The sequence below is a fragment of the Falsiroseomonas sp. CW058 genome (assembly GCF_050563535.1).
Taxonomy (GTDB): domain Bacteria; phylum Pseudomonadota; class Alphaproteobacteria; order Acetobacterales; family Acetobacteraceae; genus Falsiroseomonas.
The window spans coordinates 1-18,347 of record NZ_JBNXUO010000021.1 but is presented as its reverse complement, the minus strand read 5'-3'; the positions used below and the strand labels follow the sequence as shown (position 1 = coordinate 18,347).

The 18,347-nt window shown below is 66.4% G+C and carries 34 protein-coding genes and 1 pseudogene; 31 read left to right on the top strand and 4 right to left on the bottom strand.

The annotated features are described in order from the left end of the window. Nucleotides 1–13: 13 nt before the first annotated feature. The 8 genes from ACK8OX_RS16615 (at nucleotide 14) to ACK8OX_RS16580 (ending at nucleotide 3,373) form a co-directional block, all read left to right on the top strand. The gene (locus tag ACK8OX_RS16615; RefSeq protein WP_430665338.1) at nucleotides 14–628 is read left to right on the top strand and encodes a hypothetical protein; all 615 of its coding nucleotides are present in this window, start codon (nucleotides 14–16) and stop codon (nucleotides 626–628) included. A gap of 85 nt (nucleotides 629–713) precedes the next feature. Next, entirely contained in the window at nucleotides 714–935 is a 222-nt protein-coding gene (locus ACK8OX_RS16610) for a hypothetical protein (RefSeq protein ID WP_430665337.1), read from the top strand. A gap of 87 nt (nucleotides 936–1,022) precedes the next feature. Further along, complete coding sequence (locus tag ACK8OX_RS16605) at nucleotides 1,023–1,253, top strand: hypothetical protein (protein WP_430665336.1); 231 nt, start codon at nucleotides 1,023–1,025, stop codon at nucleotides 1,251–1,253. 97 nt (nucleotides 1,254–1,350) lie between these two features. Continuing rightward, nucleotides 1,351–1,554, top strand: coding sequence for a hypothetical protein (locus ACK8OX_RS16600; RefSeq protein ID WP_430665335.1), 204 nt, complete (start codon nucleotides 1,351–1,353; stop codon nucleotides 1,552–1,554). Nucleotides 1,555–1,761: 207 nt separating this feature from the next. Next, a complete protein-coding gene (locus ACK8OX_RS16595; RefSeq protein WP_430665334.1) occupies nucleotides 1,762–1,923 on the top strand; it encodes a hypothetical protein in 162 nt (53 codons plus the stop codon). A 92-nt stretch (nucleotides 1,924–2,015) separates the two neighbouring features. Further along, nucleotides 2,016–2,228: a hypothetical protein gene (locus ACK8OX_RS16590; RefSeq protein WP_430665333.1), complete on the top strand. Its 213-nt coding sequence runs from the start codon at nucleotides 2,016–2,018 to the stop codon at nucleotides 2,226–2,228. Between the two features lie 94 nt (nucleotides 2,229–2,322). Further along, a complete protein-coding gene (locus tag ACK8OX_RS16585) occupies nucleotides 2,323–2,616 on the top strand; it encodes a hypothetical protein (protein ID WP_430665332.1) in 294 nt (97 codons plus the stop codon). A gap of 523 nt (nucleotides 2,617–3,139) precedes the next feature. After that, nucleotides 3,140–3,373: a hypothetical protein gene (locus ACK8OX_RS16580; RefSeq protein WP_430665331.1), complete on the top strand. Its 234-nt coding sequence runs from the start codon at nucleotides 3,140–3,142 to the stop codon at nucleotides 3,371–3,373. Nucleotides 3,374–3,530: 157 nt separating this feature from the next. Here ACK8OX_RS16580 and ACK8OX_RS16575 read toward each other — a convergent pair whose 3' ends face one another. After that, nucleotides 3,531–4,274: a hypothetical protein gene (locus tag ACK8OX_RS16575; RefSeq protein ID WP_430665330.1), complete on the bottom strand. Its 744-nt coding sequence runs from the start codon at nucleotides 4,272–4,274 to the stop codon at nucleotides 3,531–3,533. Nucleotides 4,275–4,276: 2 nt separating this feature from the next. On the opposite strand from ACK8OX_RS16575, the pseudogene ACK8OX_RS16570 reads away from it, so the two are divergent. Next, a pseudogene (locus ACK8OX_RS16570) lies at nucleotides 4,277–4,651 on the top strand (VRR-NUC domain-containing protein); the annotation flags it as partial. 116 nt (nucleotides 4,652–4,767) lie between these two features. Here ACK8OX_RS16570 and ACK8OX_RS16565 read toward each other — a convergent pair. Genes ACK8OX_RS16565 through ACK8OX_RS16555 form a run of 3 tightly spaced genes read right to left on the bottom strand, consistent with a single transcriptional unit; the run spans nucleotide 4,768 to nucleotide 8,314 of the window. Further along, complete coding sequence (locus ACK8OX_RS16565; protein WP_430665329.1) at nucleotides 4,768–6,723, bottom strand: toprim domain-containing protein; 1,956 nt, start codon at nucleotides 6,721–6,723, stop codon at nucleotides 4,768–4,770. After that, the gene (locus ACK8OX_RS16560) at nucleotides 6,720–7,952 is read right to left on the bottom strand and encodes a hypothetical protein (protein WP_430665328.1); all 1,233 of its coding nucleotides are present in this window, start codon (nucleotides 7,950–7,952) and stop codon (nucleotides 6,720–6,722) included. The genes ACK8OX_RS16565 and ACK8OX_RS16560 overlap by 4 nt, the downstream gene beginning before the upstream one ends. After that, the gene (locus tag ACK8OX_RS16555) at nucleotides 7,949–8,314 is read right to left on the bottom strand and encodes a hypothetical protein (protein WP_430665327.1); all 366 of its coding nucleotides are present in this window, start codon (nucleotides 8,312–8,314) and stop codon (nucleotides 7,949–7,951) included. The genes ACK8OX_RS16560 and ACK8OX_RS16555 overlap by 4 nt, the downstream gene beginning before the upstream one ends. Before the next feature lie 355 nt (nucleotides 8,315–8,669). Here ACK8OX_RS16555 and ACK8OX_RS16550 point away from each other — a divergent pair, with 355 nt between their 5' ends. From ACK8OX_RS16550 to ACK8OX_RS16445, 22 genes are all read left to right on the top strand, one after another. After that, nucleotides 8,670–8,888 carry a hypothetical protein gene (locus ACK8OX_RS16550; protein ID WP_430665326.1) on the top strand — a complete coding sequence of 73 codons (219 nt, stop codon included), beginning with the start codon at nucleotides 8,670–8,672 and terminating at the stop codon, nucleotides 8,886–8,888. A gap of 164 nt (nucleotides 8,889–9,052) precedes the next feature. Beyond that, complete coding sequence (locus tag ACK8OX_RS16545) at nucleotides 9,053–9,829, top strand: hypothetical protein (protein ID WP_430665325.1); 777 nt, start codon at nucleotides 9,053–9,055, stop codon at nucleotides 9,827–9,829. A gap of 71 nt (nucleotides 9,830–9,900) precedes the next feature. Further along, nucleotides 9,901–10,290 carry a DUF6878 family protein gene (locus ACK8OX_RS16540; RefSeq protein ID WP_430665324.1) on the top strand — a complete coding sequence of 130 codons (390 nt, stop codon included), beginning with the start codon at nucleotides 9,901–9,903 and terminating at the stop codon, nucleotides 10,288–10,290. Beyond that, nucleotides 10,290–10,631: a DUF6915 family protein gene (locus tag ACK8OX_RS16535; RefSeq protein WP_430665323.1), complete on the top strand. Its 342-nt coding sequence runs from the start codon at nucleotides 10,290–10,292 to the stop codon at nucleotides 10,629–10,631. The genes ACK8OX_RS16540 and ACK8OX_RS16535 overlap by 1 nt, the downstream gene beginning before the upstream one ends. 67 nt (nucleotides 10,632–10,698) lie before the next feature. After that, nucleotides 10,699–11,217 (top strand): hypothetical protein, encoded by a 519-nt coding sequence (locus tag ACK8OX_RS16530; RefSeq protein ID WP_430665322.1) that lies wholly within the window; start codon nucleotides 10,699–10,701, stop codon nucleotides 11,215–11,217. A 63-nt stretch (nucleotides 11,218–11,280) separates the two neighbouring features. After that, the gene (locus tag ACK8OX_RS16525) at nucleotides 11,281–11,601 is read left to right on the top strand and encodes a hypothetical protein (RefSeq protein ID WP_430665321.1); all 321 of its coding nucleotides are present in this window, start codon (nucleotides 11,281–11,283) and stop codon (nucleotides 11,599–11,601) included. Nucleotide 11,602: 1 nt separating this feature from the next. After that, nucleotides 11,603–11,836: a hypothetical protein gene (locus tag ACK8OX_RS16520; RefSeq protein ID WP_430665320.1), complete on the top strand. Its 234-nt coding sequence runs from the start codon at nucleotides 11,603–11,605 to the stop codon at nucleotides 11,834–11,836. Beyond that, entirely contained in the window at nucleotides 11,833–12,249 is a 417-nt protein-coding gene (locus tag ACK8OX_RS16515; RefSeq protein WP_430665319.1) for a hypothetical protein, read from the top strand. Before ACK8OX_RS16520 ends, ACK8OX_RS16515 begins: the two co-directional genes overlap by 4 nt. Before the next feature lie 64 nt (nucleotides 12,250–12,313). Continuing rightward, nucleotides 12,314–12,664: a hypothetical protein gene (locus ACK8OX_RS16510; RefSeq protein WP_430665318.1), complete on the top strand. Its 351-nt coding sequence runs from the start codon at nucleotides 12,314–12,316 to the stop codon at nucleotides 12,662–12,664. Nucleotides 12,665–12,741: 77 nt separating this feature from the next. Further along, nucleotides 12,742–13,020 (top strand): hypothetical protein, encoded by a 279-nt coding sequence (locus tag ACK8OX_RS16505; RefSeq protein ID WP_430665317.1) that lies wholly within the window; start codon nucleotides 12,742–12,744, stop codon nucleotides 13,018–13,020. 67 nt (nucleotides 13,021–13,087) lie between these two features. Next, nucleotides 13,088–13,420, top strand: a complete 333-nt coding sequence (locus tag ACK8OX_RS16500) for a MarR family transcriptional regulator (RefSeq protein WP_430665316.1) — start codon at nucleotides 13,088–13,090, stop codon at nucleotides 13,418–13,420. A gap of 75 nt (nucleotides 13,421–13,495) precedes the next feature. Continuing rightward, complete coding sequence (locus ACK8OX_RS16495) at nucleotides 13,496–14,269, top strand: hypothetical protein (RefSeq protein WP_430665315.1); 774 nt, start codon at nucleotides 13,496–13,498, stop codon at nucleotides 14,267–14,269. A gap of 71 nt (nucleotides 14,270–14,340) precedes the next feature. Next, nucleotides 14,341–14,904, top strand: coding sequence for a hypothetical protein (locus tag ACK8OX_RS16490; RefSeq protein WP_430665314.1), 564 nt, complete (start codon nucleotides 14,341–14,343; stop codon nucleotides 14,902–14,904). 69 nt (nucleotides 14,905–14,973) lie between these two features. Then, entirely contained in the window at nucleotides 14,974–15,345 is a 372-nt protein-coding gene (locus ACK8OX_RS16485) for a DUF6876 family protein (protein ID WP_430665313.1), read from the top strand. Continuing rightward, complete coding sequence (locus ACK8OX_RS16480; protein ID WP_430665312.1) at nucleotides 15,342–15,680, top strand: hypothetical protein; 339 nt, start codon at nucleotides 15,342–15,344, stop codon at nucleotides 15,678–15,680. Before ACK8OX_RS16485 ends, ACK8OX_RS16480 begins: the two co-directional genes overlap by 4 nt. A 68-nt stretch (nucleotides 15,681–15,748) precedes the next feature. Beyond that, nucleotides 15,749–16,114 (top strand): hypothetical protein, encoded by a 366-nt coding sequence (locus tag ACK8OX_RS16475; protein ID WP_430665311.1) that lies wholly within the window; start codon nucleotides 15,749–15,751, stop codon nucleotides 16,112–16,114. Next, a complete protein-coding gene (locus ACK8OX_RS16470; protein ID WP_430665310.1) occupies nucleotides 16,092–16,448 on the top strand; it encodes a hypothetical protein in 357 nt (118 codons plus the stop codon). The genes ACK8OX_RS16475 and ACK8OX_RS16470 overlap by 23 nt, the downstream gene beginning before the upstream one ends. Continuing rightward, the gene (locus ACK8OX_RS16465) at nucleotides 16,445–16,807 is read left to right on the top strand and encodes a hypothetical protein (protein ID WP_430665309.1); all 363 of its coding nucleotides are present in this window, start codon (nucleotides 16,445–16,447) and stop codon (nucleotides 16,805–16,807) included. The genes ACK8OX_RS16470 and ACK8OX_RS16465 overlap by 4 nt, the downstream gene beginning before the upstream one ends. Nucleotides 16,808–16,880: 73 nt before the next feature. Next, complete coding sequence (locus ACK8OX_RS16460; protein ID WP_430665308.1) at nucleotides 16,881–17,234, top strand: helix-turn-helix domain-containing protein; 354 nt, start codon at nucleotides 16,881–16,883, stop codon at nucleotides 17,232–17,234. An 84-nt stretch (nucleotides 17,235–17,318) separates the two neighbouring features. Then, nucleotides 17,319–17,807, top strand: a complete 489-nt coding sequence (locus tag ACK8OX_RS16455; RefSeq protein ID WP_430665307.1) for a hypothetical protein — start codon at nucleotides 17,319–17,321, stop codon at nucleotides 17,805–17,807. Next, nucleotides 17,800–18,006: a hypothetical protein gene (locus tag ACK8OX_RS16450; protein ID WP_430665306.1), complete on the top strand. Its 207-nt coding sequence runs from the start codon at nucleotides 17,800–17,802 to the stop codon at nucleotides 18,004–18,006. The genes ACK8OX_RS16455 and ACK8OX_RS16450 overlap by 8 nt, the downstream gene beginning before the upstream one ends. Before the next feature lie 150 nt (nucleotides 18,007–18,156). Further along, nucleotides 18,157–18,347: hypothetical protein (locus ACK8OX_RS16445; protein WP_430665305.1), on the top strand; the 191-nt coding region annotated here is incomplete at its 3' end.

Below are 18,347 nucleotides of genomic sequence, written 5' to 3'. Positions count from 1 at the left end.
GAAAGGAAAACGTGTGAACAGCAACAAGCTCAAGGTGGCCGTCAACGGACCCGCCCTCCGCCTCCTGCGGGAGACGGCGGCGAAGATCCGATCTGGCGGCTCCCATCTGCGGCTCACCGAGGGCGTCTCGGGGGCCAAGATCATCTGCACGGTCGTCGGCGACAGCGCCTCCGTCTCCGCGGTTCGCGCGGCGATCGAGGCCTGCGTGGCGCCGGCGCAGAGCGCGCCCGCGGAGACGCGGACCGACCCCTTCGCCAACACCCCCTATCTCGGGGCGCGCGAGATCCCCTTCTGGAACACCAGCTGGAAGTTGGTGGTCCTGGAGATGCGCGAGCCCGTCAAGGCGCCCGGCCTCTTCGTGGGCTATCGCCGCATCTGCATCCTGAGGAACGCCACCAACGGGATGTGGGAGATCTGGCTGACCAACGAAAGGGACGATGGCTTCGTCTCCAGCGGCGAATACCGGACACTCATGTATGCCACGAGAATCGAAGACTTCGAGGCGTCCATGAGGGGACTCGTCGGTGAGGCGTTCTCGATGGATGGCCTCATGGCCGTCCTGGATGTGGCCGGCATTCGCGCCGCCCCCGCCGCAGAGAAGACCCCCGTCTTCGAGATGATCTCGTGACGGGAGCCAGGCCTTCGGGCCTGGCCTACCGCATCACCGATGCGGCTGACGAGCCCGCCAGACAGCGGGCGAAAGGAAAGAAGACATGAGCAAGCACGACCTCGCAAGCGAGATCGACGCGAACCTCTTCGGCGCGATGTCCGCCATGGACCTCGGCCCCGTCCGCGCCCTCTCCGGCAAGGAGATCGAGGCGATGGAGCAGCGGCTCGCGAACGCCCCCCTCGGAGTGGAGATCGTCGCGGACCGCTACCTCACCGGCAGTGAGCCGATGACGGAGCGTGACCGAATGCAGGCCTGGAGGGCCTAACCCTCCCCGCCCCCAGAAAGGGGCGGCCTACCCCCGTGTCGCGGGGGCTGAGAAGCCGGCAGACACCGGCGAAAGGAAAAGGCAGCAATGCTGCGACCATACATCCACGGCGTGAGCCCGACCCCGCCGACGCAGACGAGCTGGATCCTCTCCTCCTACGAGAGGAAGGACAGCTACCTCGCCTCGCAGCCGATCCGCCCCATCAGCAAGGGGCAGGTCCTCCGCGAGGGCGGCATCATCGACGACTGGACCTGCCGGTCCGGCCGTCGGCGTCCGCACAACAGCAAGCGGGTGACGCTCCGCGACCATCGCGCCTAGGCGCGAACAACCCGGTCCGCACAGAGCGGGCCGGGCCTCCCGCGCAGTATTGCGCGGCTGACGAGCACACAGAAATGTGCTGAGAAAGGAGACAGACATGAAAATCCTGCCGAAGATGGCCGGGACCTACATCGTCCCGACCCGCCACGCGCCGCCCCTTCGGGGTGTCTTCGTGCAGCTCGTGCCCGGCGGCAAGGACGCCCCGAAGCGGATCTTCCTGGAGCCGCAGTTCAAGAGCGACGCCGAGGCCATCAGGGCCGGCGAGAGGCTCGCGGCGTCCATCCGCAAGCGTGCCGCGTGAGGGCGCCATGAAGAACTCGGCCGCCATCGTGGTCATCGCCTTCGCCGCCCTGGCGCTGGCGCTGATCGTCGAGGAGAGAGCCCTCAGGATCGAGCGGGTGAGTGGCGCCCCCTGAGGCGGCAAACATGGGAGGCCGAGAGGCCTCCCCGCCTACCGCGCGAGCGCGCGGATGAGAAGCCGGCATCTTCCGGCGAAAGGCAAAAGACGATGCGTCAATTCGAGATCACGATCCGGGCGACGGACGGCGCGGTGCTGCGACGCTTTGCGACCTTCGCCTCGTCCAAGGGCGGCGCGAGCCGCAAAGCGACCGAGGCAGGGCACGAGCTGCCGGCTGGCACTTCCTGGACAGTGGAGGTCGATGAGATCTGACAACACGGGCCGCCCCTCAGAGGGGTGGCCCGCCCTATCCCGCGCCAATCCGGCGCGGGGGTGAACAGCCCTAAACGGCGAAAGGAAAAGACATGAACGACCAATTTGGGGTCATCCAGGGCGCAGCCAACAAGATCGGGTCGCGCTGGATCGCCGACGTGACGACCATCGATGACGACGGCCGTCTCACCGCCACGCCCATCCGGCCCTGCCGGACGAAGCGAGAGCTGATGGCGCGCAGCGATGTCCTGCTGGCGAAGCTCTCGGCGACTCCCGGCTACGATCCCGCAATGGAGCCCCGATAGGCCCCGGCGGCCGATCCAAGCCAGGCCCTCGGGCCTGGCCACCTTGCCCGCAAGGACGCGGGCCTGAAAAGCGCATGTCTGCGCGAAAGGAAGCATGATGATCGCGAATATCGTGGACCATCGAAAGAACAGCTACACCTGGAAGGAGGTCTGGGGTGTGGTCGAGCCCACCTGGGCCGACAACTCCGTGGACGGCGCCGACGCGGCCGAGAGGCCGGGGCTCGACGACCATTTCGTGATCTCCGTCGGGCCGGCGAGCCTCTCCAGCCTTCTGGAGTGGGCCGCCTCCGCGTCTGAGCAGCCCACGACGCTCTACCTCTACGAGAGCGATCCTCTCTGCGCCACGGGCGCCTGCTCCACCTCCCAGCGGGAGGAGTGCGGGTGCTGAAAGGGCGGGCCTTATCTGCCCGTTAAAGACAAAACCCCCAAGGGACATCCCGTCCCTTGGGGGTTTTTTCGTCCGCAACCTGGCGCCGCGGCGGATTGCGACCCGCCGCTCCTACCCCTCGGCAGGGGCTGCGGCCGAAAAACCCTACCCACCGGAAGTGGGCGCAGTTGTGGCCGCTCGAATGTCAATACCCACCAGCGGTGGGCGGCGCAAGCTCAAATCCGCACGCAATCGCGGCGTATCCGCATGGATTCCACGCCCAAAACCATCAGAGACGAAAGTGATCCGCAAGGCCAGAGAGGGCCGCCCGAACGCGCGGAAGGGCGTGGAGTCCGGGCCACGCGCTTCGGCAGACGACATCCACCGTCAGCCCCCCCTCGGGGCCAAGGGCGCGCATCGCTGCCTGGACGCGATGGTATGCCGCCTCGGTGGCCTCCGACATGTCAGAGCGCCCTGGGATCACCTCCTGGAGGCAGGACCGCGGGTTCTGATCGAGGCCCGCGCGGCGCCAGAGGCTGCGGAAGTGGTGGCCGGCGTCGTAGCGGCGGCGGGCGTCCTCGTCCGTCTCGGCGGCGACCCTGAGCGCACCAGATCGCAGGAGCCCATCGAGGAGATTTTCGGCAATCACATTCGCCCCTCGCCCCACGACGACGCCGCCCTCCGCAACGCGGCGATCCACCACCTCAACCTCGCCTCGAAGCTCTCGCAGGGACGGCTCGCCTTCCCCCGCCGAGGGGCCGGTGTCATTCTCTCGTGAGGCGACCCACATCCGAAGGCCTCGGTCAAAGACCAACTCGATCACCGGCCTCTTGTCGACCCGGCCGCGGCTGGCCTTTCGCGGGCTTCGGCGGCGCTTCGTCATACCTCACTCCGTCATGGCGGAGTGCATATTTGTGTGCTAACCCCCCCTTATGTCAACGGGCCGACACATTCAGGCGGAGATATGCGCCTATCGCGACAGCGGTGGCCTCAACGCGATTGCCCTCCCCGTCGTCGAAGGGGGCCTCAAGCGGCCACGGGCACGGCATCGGCGCCTGGTGTTCGGCATGGCTGGACCGCGGCCAGAGCCAGCCGCGCTCGGGGACGATCGGGTCGCGCCGCAGCTCGCGAATGAAGGTCTCGAACTTCCGGCCCCGCATGCGACGCAGCAGCACGATGCTGTGCTCATCGGGTGCGCCGTGCATCACGAGGGGGACCACGACAAAGATCGTCCCAGGAGGCCAGTCGAGATCCATGTCCTCGCCCTCAAGGCGGACCCCGAAGGCGCCCCTCGCCCGCATCGGCCCCTCGGGGATCGAGGCCCCCTCCTGCTCGTCAGAGGGAAGCTCCGGGGAGAGCCGCAGGACGCCGGATGCCGCGATCTCCCGAATGCGGATGTTGTGCGACAGCGCGGGGCGCCCAGCCACCCTCTCGCCGGTGAGCTGCGCGACCGTTGCCCCCGGAACAGCGGAGGCGAGGCGCTCGTAGGTGTCGGCGCTGAGGCTCGACGCCCGCCCCTTCAGGAAGTTGTAGATCGCATTGGCGGACTTGAACCCCGCCTGACGCGCCCAGGCGGCCGGCTCCAGCTCGTTTGCCCGGATGAACTCCTGAAGCGCCCGGCGGCGCCGCACCGCGCCCTCGCTCCCTCGCCCCCCCTCGGGCACCCCGACACCGGCCATCTATGCCACCCCTCGCATTCGCGCATTCTCACGCAATCCAATCCATATGTGGGCACGCGGCGTCAAGTCCGTTCAAAAATTCTCGTTATCGCATCATGAGGATCCCCGGAACCCGCCGAAGGCGCGCCGAAGACGGCCTCCAGGAGGGGATCGTCGGGCTCGCCCGCCTCTCCATCCCACCACATCTCGGCTTCATTGCCGCCATCCCCAATGGGGGAAAGCGCACAAAAGCAGAAGCCGGCGCCATGAAGGCCACCGGAACCCTCGCGGGGATGCCTGATCTCGTCCTCTGCCTCCGCGGCGGGAGGGTTGTGTGGATCGAGGTGAAGAGGCCGCGCGACCCCGTCTCCGGCGCCCGCGCCGGGGAGCGATCGCCGCAGCAGCGAGCGATCCACACCCTCCTCCGGCACCTCGGTCACGAGGTCCATGTCGTCGATGGCATCGACGCGGCGGCCGCCATCATCCGGGATGCGGCAGGGGCGGCCAGAGCCCTCTATGCCGAGACCCACGGAACGTCGTCGTCCTCGCTCCCCTCCGATGCCGCGCTTGCCGCCATCGGGCTGCTGTCGACAAGCGACGGGCCGGTGAGGTCGAAGAAGCGGCCCGTCTCCGGCTCGAAGCGGAGCCGCACGACGCCGTAGCTCGCATAGAGGCGGTGCCGCGCCTTCCAGACATGGACGCAGGCCTCGTTGCCCTCGACGCGCTCGATGGTGAGCCCGACCTCCGCGCGGTTATACCATGTCGCGCCACCGGCAATGTCGTAGCCGGTCGGGGTCGGATACTTCCCCTCCCGGTCGCGCTGAAGCTTCTGCGGGTGGGCGACAACAACGACGACCATGCCAAGCTCGTGCGCCATCTCGCGAAGCTCCGCGAGGCGGCGGCCGAGGAAGTCCGGGAAGAGCATCGCCCTTCGCGCGGCCTCCTCGGCCCGCCTCTCCGCCAGGTCCGGGAGGGTGGAAGCGTAGATGTCAAACTCACCCCATGGGTCAAGCACCACGATCTTCGAGCCGCGCCGCGCATGCACTTTCCGGATCGCGGCCTTCACCCAATCGAGCGAGGGAGGGCCGCCCTCCGGCTCCAGGAAGGTCACATGGTTGCGGAGGAACGCCGACGCCGTCGCGATGTCGCCATCGCTCATACCGCGCTCGCCGTAGAAGGGCTTTCCGACAAGGACGCTCGACATGTAGGCCGCAAGGTCGAGGCGATCCATCTCGGGCGAGCAGATGATCGAGTGCCAACCGTGATGGAGTCCGGCCTGGACCATCAGCGCGTTGAAGAGCGTGCTCTTGCCATGTCCCGGCGGCCCCGTCAGGACGACGAGCGCCCCGTGCTGGGGGAGGCGGAAGAGCGCATCGAGGGACCTGAGCCCCGTCGTCAGCGGGGCGGGCCGGCTCGCCTCGCGGTGGATCGCCATGTCGGCGGCCGCGCTGCCGTCATAGATTCCGTCCGGCACCCACCGCTCCGCCGAGGCGAGGCAGTCCCGCAGCGCCTCGACGCCGCCCGCCATCAGGACGTCATTGGCGTCCTTGCAGCCCTTCGGCCAGCGGACGCGCCAGACGATCTCCTTGCCGATGCGACGGGCGAATTCCTCGGCAAGGTATGTGCCGGGGGTGTCGCTGTCGGTCGCGATGACGATCTTGCCGACCGCGCGAATATCCTCGATCCGCTCCATGAGCGGGAAGAATCGCTTGTCGTTGGCGCGCTCCGGATCGGACTCGTCGCGCAGCCTGTCGGAGGCGCCATCCGGGAGGCTGATCGCCGCGTGGGCGCCCGCCTCCCAGAGCGCGGCGACGTCGAATTCGCCCTCCACGAGGAAGACCGTGTCCTCCGGACCGAGGCCCGAGAGGCAGTCGCCGTTGAACAGCGTCTTCTTCGCGCCGGTGTCCTGGCGGTGGATCTTGTCGCGGATCCGGCGCTTGACGCCCGCCTCGTCCTCCACCTCGACCATGCGGTATCCGCGATACTTGTGGTTCGCGACCTCGCCCCCCTCGACATAGGGGAAGACGATCGCCGTCGTGGTCTTCACCTCCTCGTCGGCAAGCTGCGGGAACCAGACGCCGCGGCGGAGATAGATCCCCATCTCGTCAACCGTCCTGCGCGAGATGCCGCGCTTCTGGAAGAAGTCGTAGAGCGCCTCCGTCCGCTCCCTCTCCCCCTCCGGGTGCTGCTCGGCGGGGCGCGGCGGGGCGGCCTGCGGGCGGGCGGGTGGCGTGGACCGGCCGCCACGCACGGCGCCGGCCGGGATGTTGTCGGACCACCCGCAATGCCCCCGGTGGCACTTCCAGACCGCCCCACCATCGGCATCGAGGCGGAGCGCGAGGGACTTCTCGCGCGTCTTCCCGCCGCCGCACTCCGGGCAGACCAGCCGCTGCTCGACCTCGGCCCTCCAGTGGAGGGGGCGAATGCGCGCGCGGTCGAGGACCTCGGCAAGGGTTGGCTTCTCGGTCATGCGGGCTCCTCGAACAGGAGGCCGCGCAGGGCCTCGCGAATGGCGCCGGACGGGCGCTGTGGTGCGGCGGCCTCGGCCGTCGCGCGGATGTTCGGCAGGCGCACGCCGCGCGCCTTGAGGCGCTCGATCTCGGACCGCATCGCCTCGACCTCGGCGACGCCGTCCACCGGCAGCGCATCCCCGGCCGCGTAGGCCGTCAGGCGGCCGAGGCGCATGAGGGCGCTTGCCTGCCATGGCATGAATTCGTTCCGCGTGGCGTCGAGAAGCGCCTGCTCGACGCGGGCGAGGTCGCGCAGCCGACCCGGCGTCGGCGGCAGGTCGGCCTCCGGCAGCTCGTCGCGCCAGCGGCCGTCCCCGAGCCAGGTGGTGGGGTGGGCGATGAAACTCACCGGGGTTCCCTTGGCGATCTCGTGCGCCGTGTAGCGGGCGGCGCCGGCGATGATCTCCTCCGGGTCGGCGCCGCGCAGGACGGCCGCGCGGAAGGCGGCGGCCGCCTTGTCGGGCTTCACGCGGCGCTCCTTCCGCCACGCCGCCCAGAACCGCTCGAAGGCCTCGCCCGCGACCTCCGCGCGGCGCGCCTTCGCCTCGGCCCGGCTCGTCCGCGTCTTTGCGGATGGCGGGTTAAGGACATTCTCTTTTTTCTGAGAGGGACATTCCAGTAAGGGAAGGAGGGGAATGAGGTTATCTACCTCATCACCAGCACTAACCTTGGAAGGTATATCCCTTAAAGAGGAAGTATATATATGTCCTAAATCGGGCTCGGAAATGCGGCTCGCGGCCGCATTCTGGTCGCCGGCGGCCGCATTTTGGTCGCTCTCAGCACCCGAAATGCGGCTCCGAGCACCCGAAATGCGGCTCGCGGCCGCATTTTCGGAAATGCGGCTCGCGGCAACCGAAATGCGGCTCGCGGCCGCATTCTGGTCGCCGGCGGCCGCATTCGACATCCCCGCGGCCGCATTTTCGGAAATGCGGCTCGCGGCCGCATTCGGCATCCCCGCGGCCGCAATTCCGATAGCCGAAAGCATGCCGAGACCCGCAAGCGTCGCAATGTTCGCGCGCAGCTTGTTGCGGTCCATTCCCGTCCTGCGGGAGATCTCGGCGACGGATTTCGGCCCGTCCGAGACCGCGGCGCGGATCTTCACGAGGGCATAGACTGCCCCCATGGACAGGCCGGCCTCCGTGCCGGCGCGATCAATCGCATCCTCGGCAACGCCCATGACGATGATCACAGGGCGGCGCCATCCCCGTTCGCGGCGGCCCAATAAGGGGTCTCGCCGTCGCGAATGACGGGCTTGATCCAGAATAGCCCGCCAACCCTCTCGACGGAGAGGTAGCGCGACACCTCGGGCCGCTCGATCACCTCGCGCAGGCGGGTTCGGTTGAGTCCGGCGAGGCGCTCCGTCGCCGACAGCTTGATCCTCGGCGCGCCGAGGCGGCACATGATCGCCATCACCCGCGAGACCGCCGAGAAGCCGGCCGCGCCGAGACTGCCGTCCTCATTCGCCTCGATGAGGCGACCCAGAATCCAGGATGGCGACCATGAAACACACTCTTGTGTGTCGCGGACCTCTCCGCGCCCAGAGACAGCCAAGGCCTTCCTCCTCTCGTGTGGGAACCGGTTATGGGCACTCCCGAGGCCTATTGCAATGCGTCCCTATGTGTTCGAATCGCATGAACGGCTTGGTAAACACATAAAAAGTTGAACATTGGTCCTTTCTGCGCTATCATTCGTGTGCGGTCGCCAGCAATTCTGCTGGCTTGAGGAGACCAGCAACGTGCTGACAATCTTCAGAAACCGCCGCGGAGATCGCTTCTGGTATGTCCAGGAGCGTCGACGCATCAGCGTCGCCTCCTCCCTCGCCCTTCTCTGGGCCAGGGCCGGGGTGGCGAGGATCAGGACGCGGGAGGCCTAGAGTGGAAATCTATGTCGTCGAGCCCGTCAGGTCGTGACGGGCCTCGAAATCAGCCGCGAGTACGTCGAGGAAACGCTCGACCTACTTGCCGACCCCGCCACGCATCTCTGCCTGTCCTCCATCCAGGAGAGCGGCATGGGAATAGAGATCACCACCTCCGACATGGCGGCCCTAAGCGACTGGCTGAGGGAGCGCTTTCGGTCCCGCATCGAGGCGAAAATCAGGCGCGCGCAGATCGCCTCGCGCCCATGAAGATGGAGAACACAACAGCATGCACGCCATCATGAACGGCATCGCCCTCATCTGGCTGATCTGCACGATCATCCTTGTGGCGGCCCTGCTGCTCGCGTGACGAAAGCCCGAGGGGGAAACCCCTCGGTGCTTGCCGGCGACAAGCCGGTTTGAGGAGAAAAAGAATGACAAGACTGACAAGAGAAATGCTTCGCCGGTGCGGTCTCAGCGATTTCGAGATCGACCACGCAATCTTCTCGGGGGGCGTCAGCTACGACGACGAGGCGGTGGTGGATCCCGGCGAGGGGCGCCAGATGAGGTGCCCCGCCAGCCCGGATCCGTGCAGCTATGTCCGCATCACCCAGGAGGTCGAAGCCGACCTAACCGTCGAGCTGGCCTACTGGACGTCCGACGAGTGGCGAGAGTCGCCGGAGGAGGTCATGGGCGCCATCATCGGTGCCCTGATGGGCGGGCGGCGGCGCACGACGGGGCGGCGAAATGCGGGCGATGGGGAGGGGGCGCAGGGAGCTGCGCTTCGCGCCATCCTTGCGCTCCTCGATGGCCGCTTCGACGACCCCTGGCTCATGGCGACAGGACCGCTCATGGCGGATCGGGATGAGAGCATCCGATCGATCATCGAGAGGGCCGCGCCCACGCCCCCGCCAGACCTCAGCGCGATTGCGGAGTCCTTGAATGCCGACCAGAAGCGATATGCGCTGGAGGCGTTCGGATTTACCCTCGGGCCGAGGCTGCCAGGTCTCAACGTCGGCCACGAGGGTCATCTCATGGTGGTCGAGGCGGACGCGGAAGAGCTATCGACGACCACCGACAACTCCGGGGGAGACCCCTGGTGCGTCGTCGGAGGCGATCTCGACGCCCTGATCGAGGAGGCGTTCGACTACCTACTCTTCCTCGACAGCGACGACCTTCCGCGCGTCCTCATCGAGGCCGCGAGCCGATAGGGGCAGCGAAACGCCGAGGGGGGAAACCTCTCGGCTGTCGTCCGCATGGTTGCGGACTTGAGGAGACACACATGACTATCAGCCACGACACGACGAGAGAGTCGAACAAGAACGAGATACTCGACGCCCTGCGATCCGCAGGCGTCGGGATGTTCGAGGCGAAATACGACGGCTTCGGCGACAGCGGCCAGATCGAGGAGATCTCGGCCGAAATTCCTGGGGGCGTCACGGTGCGATACCTGTCGCACACCTGGGAGGGCGAGATCGCCGCAGAGGAGGTTCCGCTCGCCGAGGCGATCGAGAGGCTCTGCTACAGCTACCTCTCCGCCCTTCATGGCGGATGGGAGATCAACGAGGGATCGACGGGCATCTTCACCTTCGATCCGGAGGGCCGGTATGTGAGCCTCGATCATGGCGACAGGGTCGAGAGCGTCGAGTGGACGAGCCACGGAGAGATCTAGTGGCACACCCCTATCACCACGCAGTCAGCTCGTCGAAGAAGTTCGGCGGGCGGCCTGAGGACTATCAGGCGATCCATGACTGGTTCGACGCGAGCAAGGCGCATGTCGCCGACTTCCGCCATCGATTCCTCCGACACCACTCGGAGGGCATCTTCGAGGCAGAGAGGGTCTTTGGCACAACGATCACGAACTCGGATGGCCGAGAGGTTCCGGTTCGCCTGATCGGCGAGCAGCATGTCAGCGAGGACTTCTCCGGTCGCATACCCTCCCTTGCAGATTGGGCAAGGGCCATCCGGCCCGAGAGGTGGATGGGCACGACGGAGCGCCTGCCGGAGGTCTGAGTGACGAAACCCGCACGGGGAAACCCGTGCGGATCGCACACATATATGTGTGCTTGAGGAGAGAAAAATGCCAACACTTCTACCGGTTTCGGAGCTGGGACGCTCCTGCGTCTTCATCAACGAGACCGTGGATGCCCCATCCGATTTCGATGAAGGGTTCAACCCCGTCGTCCCGGCGGGCGATCCCGACGGCGACATCGACAGTTACTACCCCATGATGACCGCCATGTGGCCCGTCGCCGTGACATACCGGCAATCGGTCGCCGATTCGGCCGAGCTGATGCACCGGCATGGCGGCGCGACATCGCTGATCACCTGGGAGCGCAACGGAGAGGAGGAGATCTTCATCGCCCTCACCGGGGGCGGAATGGACCTCCGCTTCGACATCGCGATGGCCTATATCTGCTGCGGCCAACTGCCGCCGGCGCGCCTCATGAGCGACCTTCCGAGCTTTGCCGGAAGCCTCTCCTGGAGGCAGAGGCGTGTGCTCGCATGTGCGCCGCACGTTCGGGATGCGCTGACGTCGATGGCGAACAGCATCGCCGACCGAGCCAATTGGCTGCTCCGCCAAGCGAGCGCCGCCTGAGAAAGGGCGGAGGGGAGACCCTCCGCGCCTTGCCTGCTTTCATGCAGGCTTGAGGAGATACACATGAACAACCACGAGCCGTGGTCCATCGTGGACGACGGACACTTCTCTGAACTGACCCCGCTGACGATCATCAACAGCCGCGGTGAAGCCGTGGCGGCCGTGGTCGGCGCGGGCGATTGGGACAGCCTCGACGAGGTGAACAGGGAGACCTGGCGAATTGCAGCCCTCATCGCTGCGGCGCCAGAGATGAGGGCGGAGCTTGATCGCCTTCACCGCTGGGCCGCCGGCAACGACGCAACTCTCTCAGGGGAGGCGCGCGATGCGCTGCGCGCGATCATCGCCGGATCGGCGCATCTCACCTCCAGCGATGGAGGGATCTGAGATGCCGCTCTACAGCGTCCCGCTCGTCCGGGAGACCACCGAATACGAGTGGGCAAGGGTCGAGGTCGAGGCCGGCAGCGAGGCGGAGGCGATCGCAAAGGCGATCTCTGCGGCTGAGGGCCGCGACGCCCCCGGCGACGAGATCGAGTGGAGGGACCATGGCTGCGGATACGGCGGATTCTCGATTTCGAGGACCCCGAACGAGGCCGTCGACCTCATCGAGGACGAGCCGTGAGCGGCACGATCATCCGTCCGGACCGGATCTCTCCCGCCCTCTGCCGGGCACATCCCGACAGCATCTTCCTCTTCGGGGACAACCTGGAGGGGCGCGGCATGAAGGGGCAGGCCGCGATCAGGGGCCAGCCAAACGCGGTCGGCATTCCAACGAAGCGCAGGCCGGCGATGACGCCGGACAGCTTCTTCTCAGACCGCGACCTGCCCGAGGTCGAGGCCGCATGCCGCGGCGCCTTCGTGCGCTGCTACAACGCGCCCCATCTCGGTTGGGACGTCTGGATTCCCGCCGACGGTCTCGGCACGGGGCTCGCGCAACTGCCCGAAAGGGCGCCCGCGATCCTCGCCTACATCAACGGCTGGATTGCGCGCCTCGAAGAGAGGTGGGGCAGCAGGCCCTATCGATCAAACACCTAAACGAAACCCCGATCTCCGAAAGGCGGTCGGGTCGCCGGCGTCCTGCCGGCTTGAGGAGAATGACATGACAAAACACACGCCGGGACCTTGGTGCCTTACAGAAGAGGAAGGCGAAGACGGCACGCCTGAAATCGTTGTCACCAGCACGCACGACATCAGCGGGCTCGATGATGATGTCGGCTGTCTCGTCTATGGCGGGAACGATGACAACGCTGACGTGAAGCGCGCCAACGCCAGATTAATCGCCGCCGCGCCCAGCATGTTGGCCGCGCTGGAAGGGCTCCTGGACCAGCTTGTTGCCATCGGCATTCCCGACTGGCACGGAGCAGAGGGCCTCGATCTGGACCAAGCGCGCGCCGCCATCGCCAGGGCGACAAGGGCTGCCGACCCGCCAGTGGGGGCAGCCAGGCGCTGACAGAAACCCGTCGCGCGGACAGCCGCGCGCCGGTCGTCCACACATTGATGTGGACTTGAGAAATTAAAGGAGATAGAATGAACATGAATAACTTTCCTCTTGGAGTTGCGACGCATGTCGCCGACGTTCCAGGCTACCGGGGAAGCGCCTCCCTCTATCGGTTGGCGCCACCCCTGGAGGGCCACGAGCATGTCGTGGTCAGCGCGGCGGTGGTCCTCTTTGTCGGACCCGAGACCGTCGTGGTTCCAGCAGACACGTCGGGCTGCGTCCTGCACGCCACGCGCCTCCCCGGCTCGACCGAGGGCACGCTGTCGCATGCCGACGCCCTCTTCATGGCGGGATACAGAATTCAGTAGCGAAACCGGGCCGGCGCGCAGCCGGCCGGATCGTCCGCAGAATGGCGGACTTGAGGAGTTCAAAAGTATGAATCTCATTGAGGCCCTTCGCGTCGTCGAGGATGAGTTCTCGAAGACCGGCGCGATCAAGTCCCACACCTCGATCACCCGCTACGTCGCCGTCATGGCCGCAATCGCCGGCCGTGATGGCGGCCGACCGATCTCGGTGATCGACCTCTCAAGGGCGCTCGGCGGCGAGTCGAAGCCGAACATCACGCGCACGCTCGACGTGCTCGGCGACGCGGGCATGGTCGAACGCCACCGCCACCCCGCTGACGGCCGAAAGGTCGATGTCCGCCTCACGCGGCGCGGCGAGGTCGCCATCAAGCGCATCGAGGGCGCCTTCAGGGGCGCGGCCTGACGAAACACCGACGGCGGAGACGCCGTCGGTATCGCCCCGCCTGGGGCATGACTAGAACAAGCAAAGGAAAACACCTTGAAGACTCTACCAATCAGAAAGCTCTCCGCCGGCCTCTCCGCTATCGAGGCGGATGGCCTGCTCATCCTGCTGCCAGAGGGGCGCGACAGCGCCATCCTCGTGGAGAGCGGCGGGACCGAGGCGGTCATCGCCCTCCTGGAGATGATCGGCGGCGTGACGAAGGCCATCGCGCCGCCTCCCGCGGCGCCGCCCGCAATCGTCGTTCCGTCCGCCTCCTCCGAGGCGGCGGTCGCGACGGCCCCCAGGCTCCGCAAGCCTCACGGTAGGGGCGGGATCAGGCTGTCGGATCGGGTTATCGGACTCCTGCGCCAGGTCGGGCGCGCCTCGACCGGGGAACTCGGCCGGGCTCTCGACATGAAACCGACGAACGTCTCCTCAGTCCTCTGCACCGCAGAGCTGACCGGGGCCGTGAGGCGGACAGGGGGGCGGATCCGCGCCGGGAGCGGCAGGGCCACCTCCGTCTGGGAGTGGGTCGGCGACTCCGGCGCGACGCCCCCTGCGGAGCCCGTTCGTCAGCCGCGGCGTCGCGGGAAAAGTCCGACGACGCTGGCCGTCCTCGGCGCCCTTGCCGGCGGACACGCGATGACCTCATCGGAGATCCGCTCCGCAACCGGACTCAGTCGGGCGGCGCTCAGCAACGAGCTGGTTCGCCTTGCGGACGAGGGCAGGATCGAGAAGACAAAGGTGGTTGACGGAGCGATGGGGCGCGCAATCGCGCTCTACGCGGCCGCGAAGCCGGCCGATGCGCCGGTCAACGGCGCGCACGTCTGACGAAAAGGGCGCGCGGGACTCAGTCCTGCGCGCCCATTGCACACACAGATGTGTGCTTGAGGAGAAGATACATGGCTTTCAACCCAAAGAACGCGCAAGCCCTCTCCGATCTGGAGAGGGAGCGTCTGCTTGTCATGGGCAGGGTCGCCCATGTCGAAGCCGCCTTCACGCCGCTGCGTGATGGAGAGCGCGTTCAGATCGAGATCAACCGATACCGGAGTGACGGCGGCACCACCAGCAGGCTCGTCGCGCAGATTCCGATCATTGCTGGCCCTGGGGCTGACAAAATGCCCTCCTGGGTCACCATCGCCCCCCGAGACGGGGACCTCTACGCAGAGTTCTTCTTGCTCATCGAGCGGGCAGCAAGGGCTGCGATCATGTCGCACGCCAACCGCATTCACGCGGACATGCGATCCCTTGGCGCCGATGCGCCCGATGACATCGACATCCTCACCGCGGCATCAGTCGCCGAGGAAGACGAGGCCGAGGAGCGGACGCACGTCGTCGTGGTGGGGAGCCTCGCCGATGGCATCGAGGCCGTCGTCGGCCCGCTCACCTTCGACGAGGCGGCGGCCTATGTCCGGGACAGCGACAGCTACAAGACAACGCTCATTCGCCTGACCAAGGGGGACTGAGCGCGAAACCCCACCGGCCGACGGCCGGTGGGATCGCCCGCAATCATGCGGGCTTGAGGAGACAGAATCATGACAACAGAACAGGCCCTTGAAGAGGAACTTCGGCGGGGGATTCAAAGCCCCCCGTATGCCGAACACCTCATCAATCACTGGACACACAAGGTCACCTACACGGCCGGCGTTCAGTGGCTCGCGCAGCGCGCGGAGGCCTACTGGCTTATCGACGCCATCGCCTCCTGGCAGATGTCGCCAGAGGTGAAGGCGGAGGCGTTCCAGTCCTGGAGTCTTCGCCGCCTGTCGAGCGGCGCCGCAATCCTGACCTGCGATGACGGGGATGGACGGGTCGTCGCCCGCCAGGAGATCGAGTTCACGGACTTCCCCCTCATGGAGGTGAAGCTGTGGCTGGAGAACGGCGTGCTGATGCTTCCGAGCGAGCGATGAGCGCGCTTCTGGAAGCGATCAGGGACGCGATCGAAGAAATCGGCGCCACCGTCGACGCGATCAGGGACGGAGTTACCGCCTACAGCGTCGAGAATAAGCGCCTCGAATTGCGCGCCGACAGCGAGACGGTAGCAGAGATCGACAGAGTCGAAGGCCTGATCGAGCGTCTTACCGAGGCGGCAGGTCTCGTTGGGGAGCTTGAGCGGGCCGAGACACATCTGTCGTCCTTCGTGACGGCCAGATTCGATAGCGCCGACCACATCGGAAGAGACGACGAGGCAGGCAATGTAGAGGCCGCCCTTCGGATCCTCCGCGAGGTCACGGGCAGAACCTGAACGAAACCCCGAGCCGCCGATGGGCGGCCGGGATCATCCGCAATCATGCGGATTTGAGGAGAAAGAGATTGATCAGAAGCCCGCATATCGCGCCAGCGAGAGGGGCGTCCGAGGAGCGCCTGGCGCGCCTGAACGCCTCTCTCACCTTCACCGACGCGGCGAGGGATATGCTGCGAAGCGACACGGCGTTCGTGGCTGGCGTCTCTACGACGCGGCCCCTCATCGCTCGCCTCGACAGCGGCGCCGAGATCGAGATACCGGCCGGATCAGCCCTGCATCTCTACTGCGTGGATTGGGACCGCGAGAGCGGATCCGCCGTCCTCCACGTCGAGATGCCGCACTCTCCCGGAGTGATCTCCATCGTCGCAGACGAGGCCGCCGACGCGGACGGCATGCTGCCGCTCGTCGTCGATGTCGCTGTCGATCCTGACTGAGCGAAACCCCGAGCCGCCGATGGGCGGCCGGGATCATCCGCAATCATGCGGATTTGAGGAGACAAACATGGCGTGGGTTACCCTGGCGGCGCCTATCACTTACGCCGCCCTTCTCGTCGCGCTGGTGCGCTCGGACAGCACGGCCCTGTATGGCCTCAGTCCAAGGCTGCACCTCGCGCGCCTGCACCTGGTCGGGTTCGGCTACTCCCGGCCTGTCGCTCTCTGGCGGCGCCTCCTGATCGCGCATGCTGAGCTTCTGTTCCCCGGAAGCAGCGCCTATCGCCGGCTGATCCTGTCCCTCGCGCCCCACATCCTGACGGATCGGGCGCGGTGACGGGGGATCTGGCAAGAGGGGATGGCGACCATCCCTGCGTGGGGCGATTCCTCGACATCAGCACCGCCCACATCACCCTCGAAGACGATCGCATCCTGGCTCAATGGGCCGAGTGCGAGATGACAAAGCCTCTCCTGCGGCCGCCCTATCGGGTGGTCCGGCACGCATATGGCTACTTCGTCCATGTGCGCGACGAGCCCGCGGAGGAGCGGGCTGAATGCGAGGCGGCGGCGCGCGACGAGGGGATCAGCGAGTGCTTCCTGGAGATCCAGGCCATCGCCCGACGACATGGGTGCTGGTGGATCAACATCGATCGCGATGCCAGCATCCTTGATGGGGCCGCGACCAACGACTGGTAGACGAAACCCGCACGGGGAGACCCGTGCGGATCGCACACACAAATGTGTGCTTGAAGAGAGCAGAGCATACACAATGAAGCAACGAACGAGCGCGGCCGACATCGAGGTCGGCCAGAGGGTTCGCCTCTGCCGCCAGCGCCGCGGCCTCAGCCAGTCCGGCCTCGCCGAGCGGATCGGCGTGAGCTACCAGCAGCTCCACAAATACGAGACCGGCCAGAATCGCATCTCGGCCGGCCGTCTCGCCGACATCGCCTCGGCTCTCGGCGTCACGCCGGCCGATCTCTTCGATGGGGATCACAGCCCTGTCGAGCACCCGCGGTTTCTCCTGGAGCTTTCGCGCAATGCCGCCCGCATCACGAGCGAGCATGGCCGCAGGGTCCTGGGCGACATGGCGCGGGCGCTGGCCCGAGATGACCGGGACCGCTGAGGCGTCAGGCGCGACCATGAGAAAGCCGGGAGGCGAAGGCCTCCCGCGCTTGCCGCAGGGATTGCGGCTTGAGGAGATACCCACATGACAAGAAAGACGCCAACTCCGGAGGAGATCTCCGGCGCGCTGCCGGATGAGGGCCTGCCCTTCGCAGAGGGGGATCTGATCGAGGCCTCCAGTGACGAAGAGGACAGCGACCACCGAGACCTGCCGCGAATCACGCCGGCGGGATCCGTCTGGCGCGTGGCCTCCATCGAGCGGCACCGTCGTCGCGATGGCGGGGTGGATGTCGCCTTTCACGTCGTCTGCCCGGCAACCGGGGCTTATATCGTGCCCTATCTCGTGGAGCCCTGCGGCTCCAGCATCCGCGACAGCTTCTCCCGCCTTGACCTTCCGCGGGCGGTGGCTGATCGGCTCCACGCCGAGTGGCGCGCCATCAATGAGATCAAGGATCTCGTCGTTGACCACCTCCTTGGCGACGGGGACGGGCCGGAGGTGGTCCTGGCGCGCATTCGCGATGAGCTGATGCGAGCCGGCCTCTTTCCCGAGGGGGGGGTGTCGCGCGATGAGTAGCGGCCACCCCCCCGGGGGGGGGCGGAGGGAGGATGCGCTCGATGAGATCACGGAGATCATCCATCGGCTCTACAACATCGAGGAGATGATCCTGCCAATGCAGGGTTCGGCGGACGCCATCGCGGCGCTCGCCGCGGTCCGCCTCCAGGCGCGATGCGCGCACGCGCTAATCGACGACCTCCCTGCCGGGGAGGCATAGGCGAAACGCGCCGAAACCAGACGGTTTCGGCGCATAGGTCACATTTTTGTGTTGCGTGACCCTGATGATGCTGATATTATCCCATCAAGAAACGAGAGAGGGCGATCGCAGGCCAGTCCTGGGACCGCGCCCCTCGTGAAACACGCACGCATGAGCGAACCAGTAAATTCAACAGATCAATCTCGCGATCATGCGCGTATCGCCCACATATTTTTATGTGGGCTTGAGGAGAAAGATATGAAATATTACATAATTGACGGAGGCGCCGAGAGGTCGATTGTCGACCTGTCGGCGCTCGGCGTCACTGGATCGAGCATCGGCGAGGTCGCCCGCAACCCCGT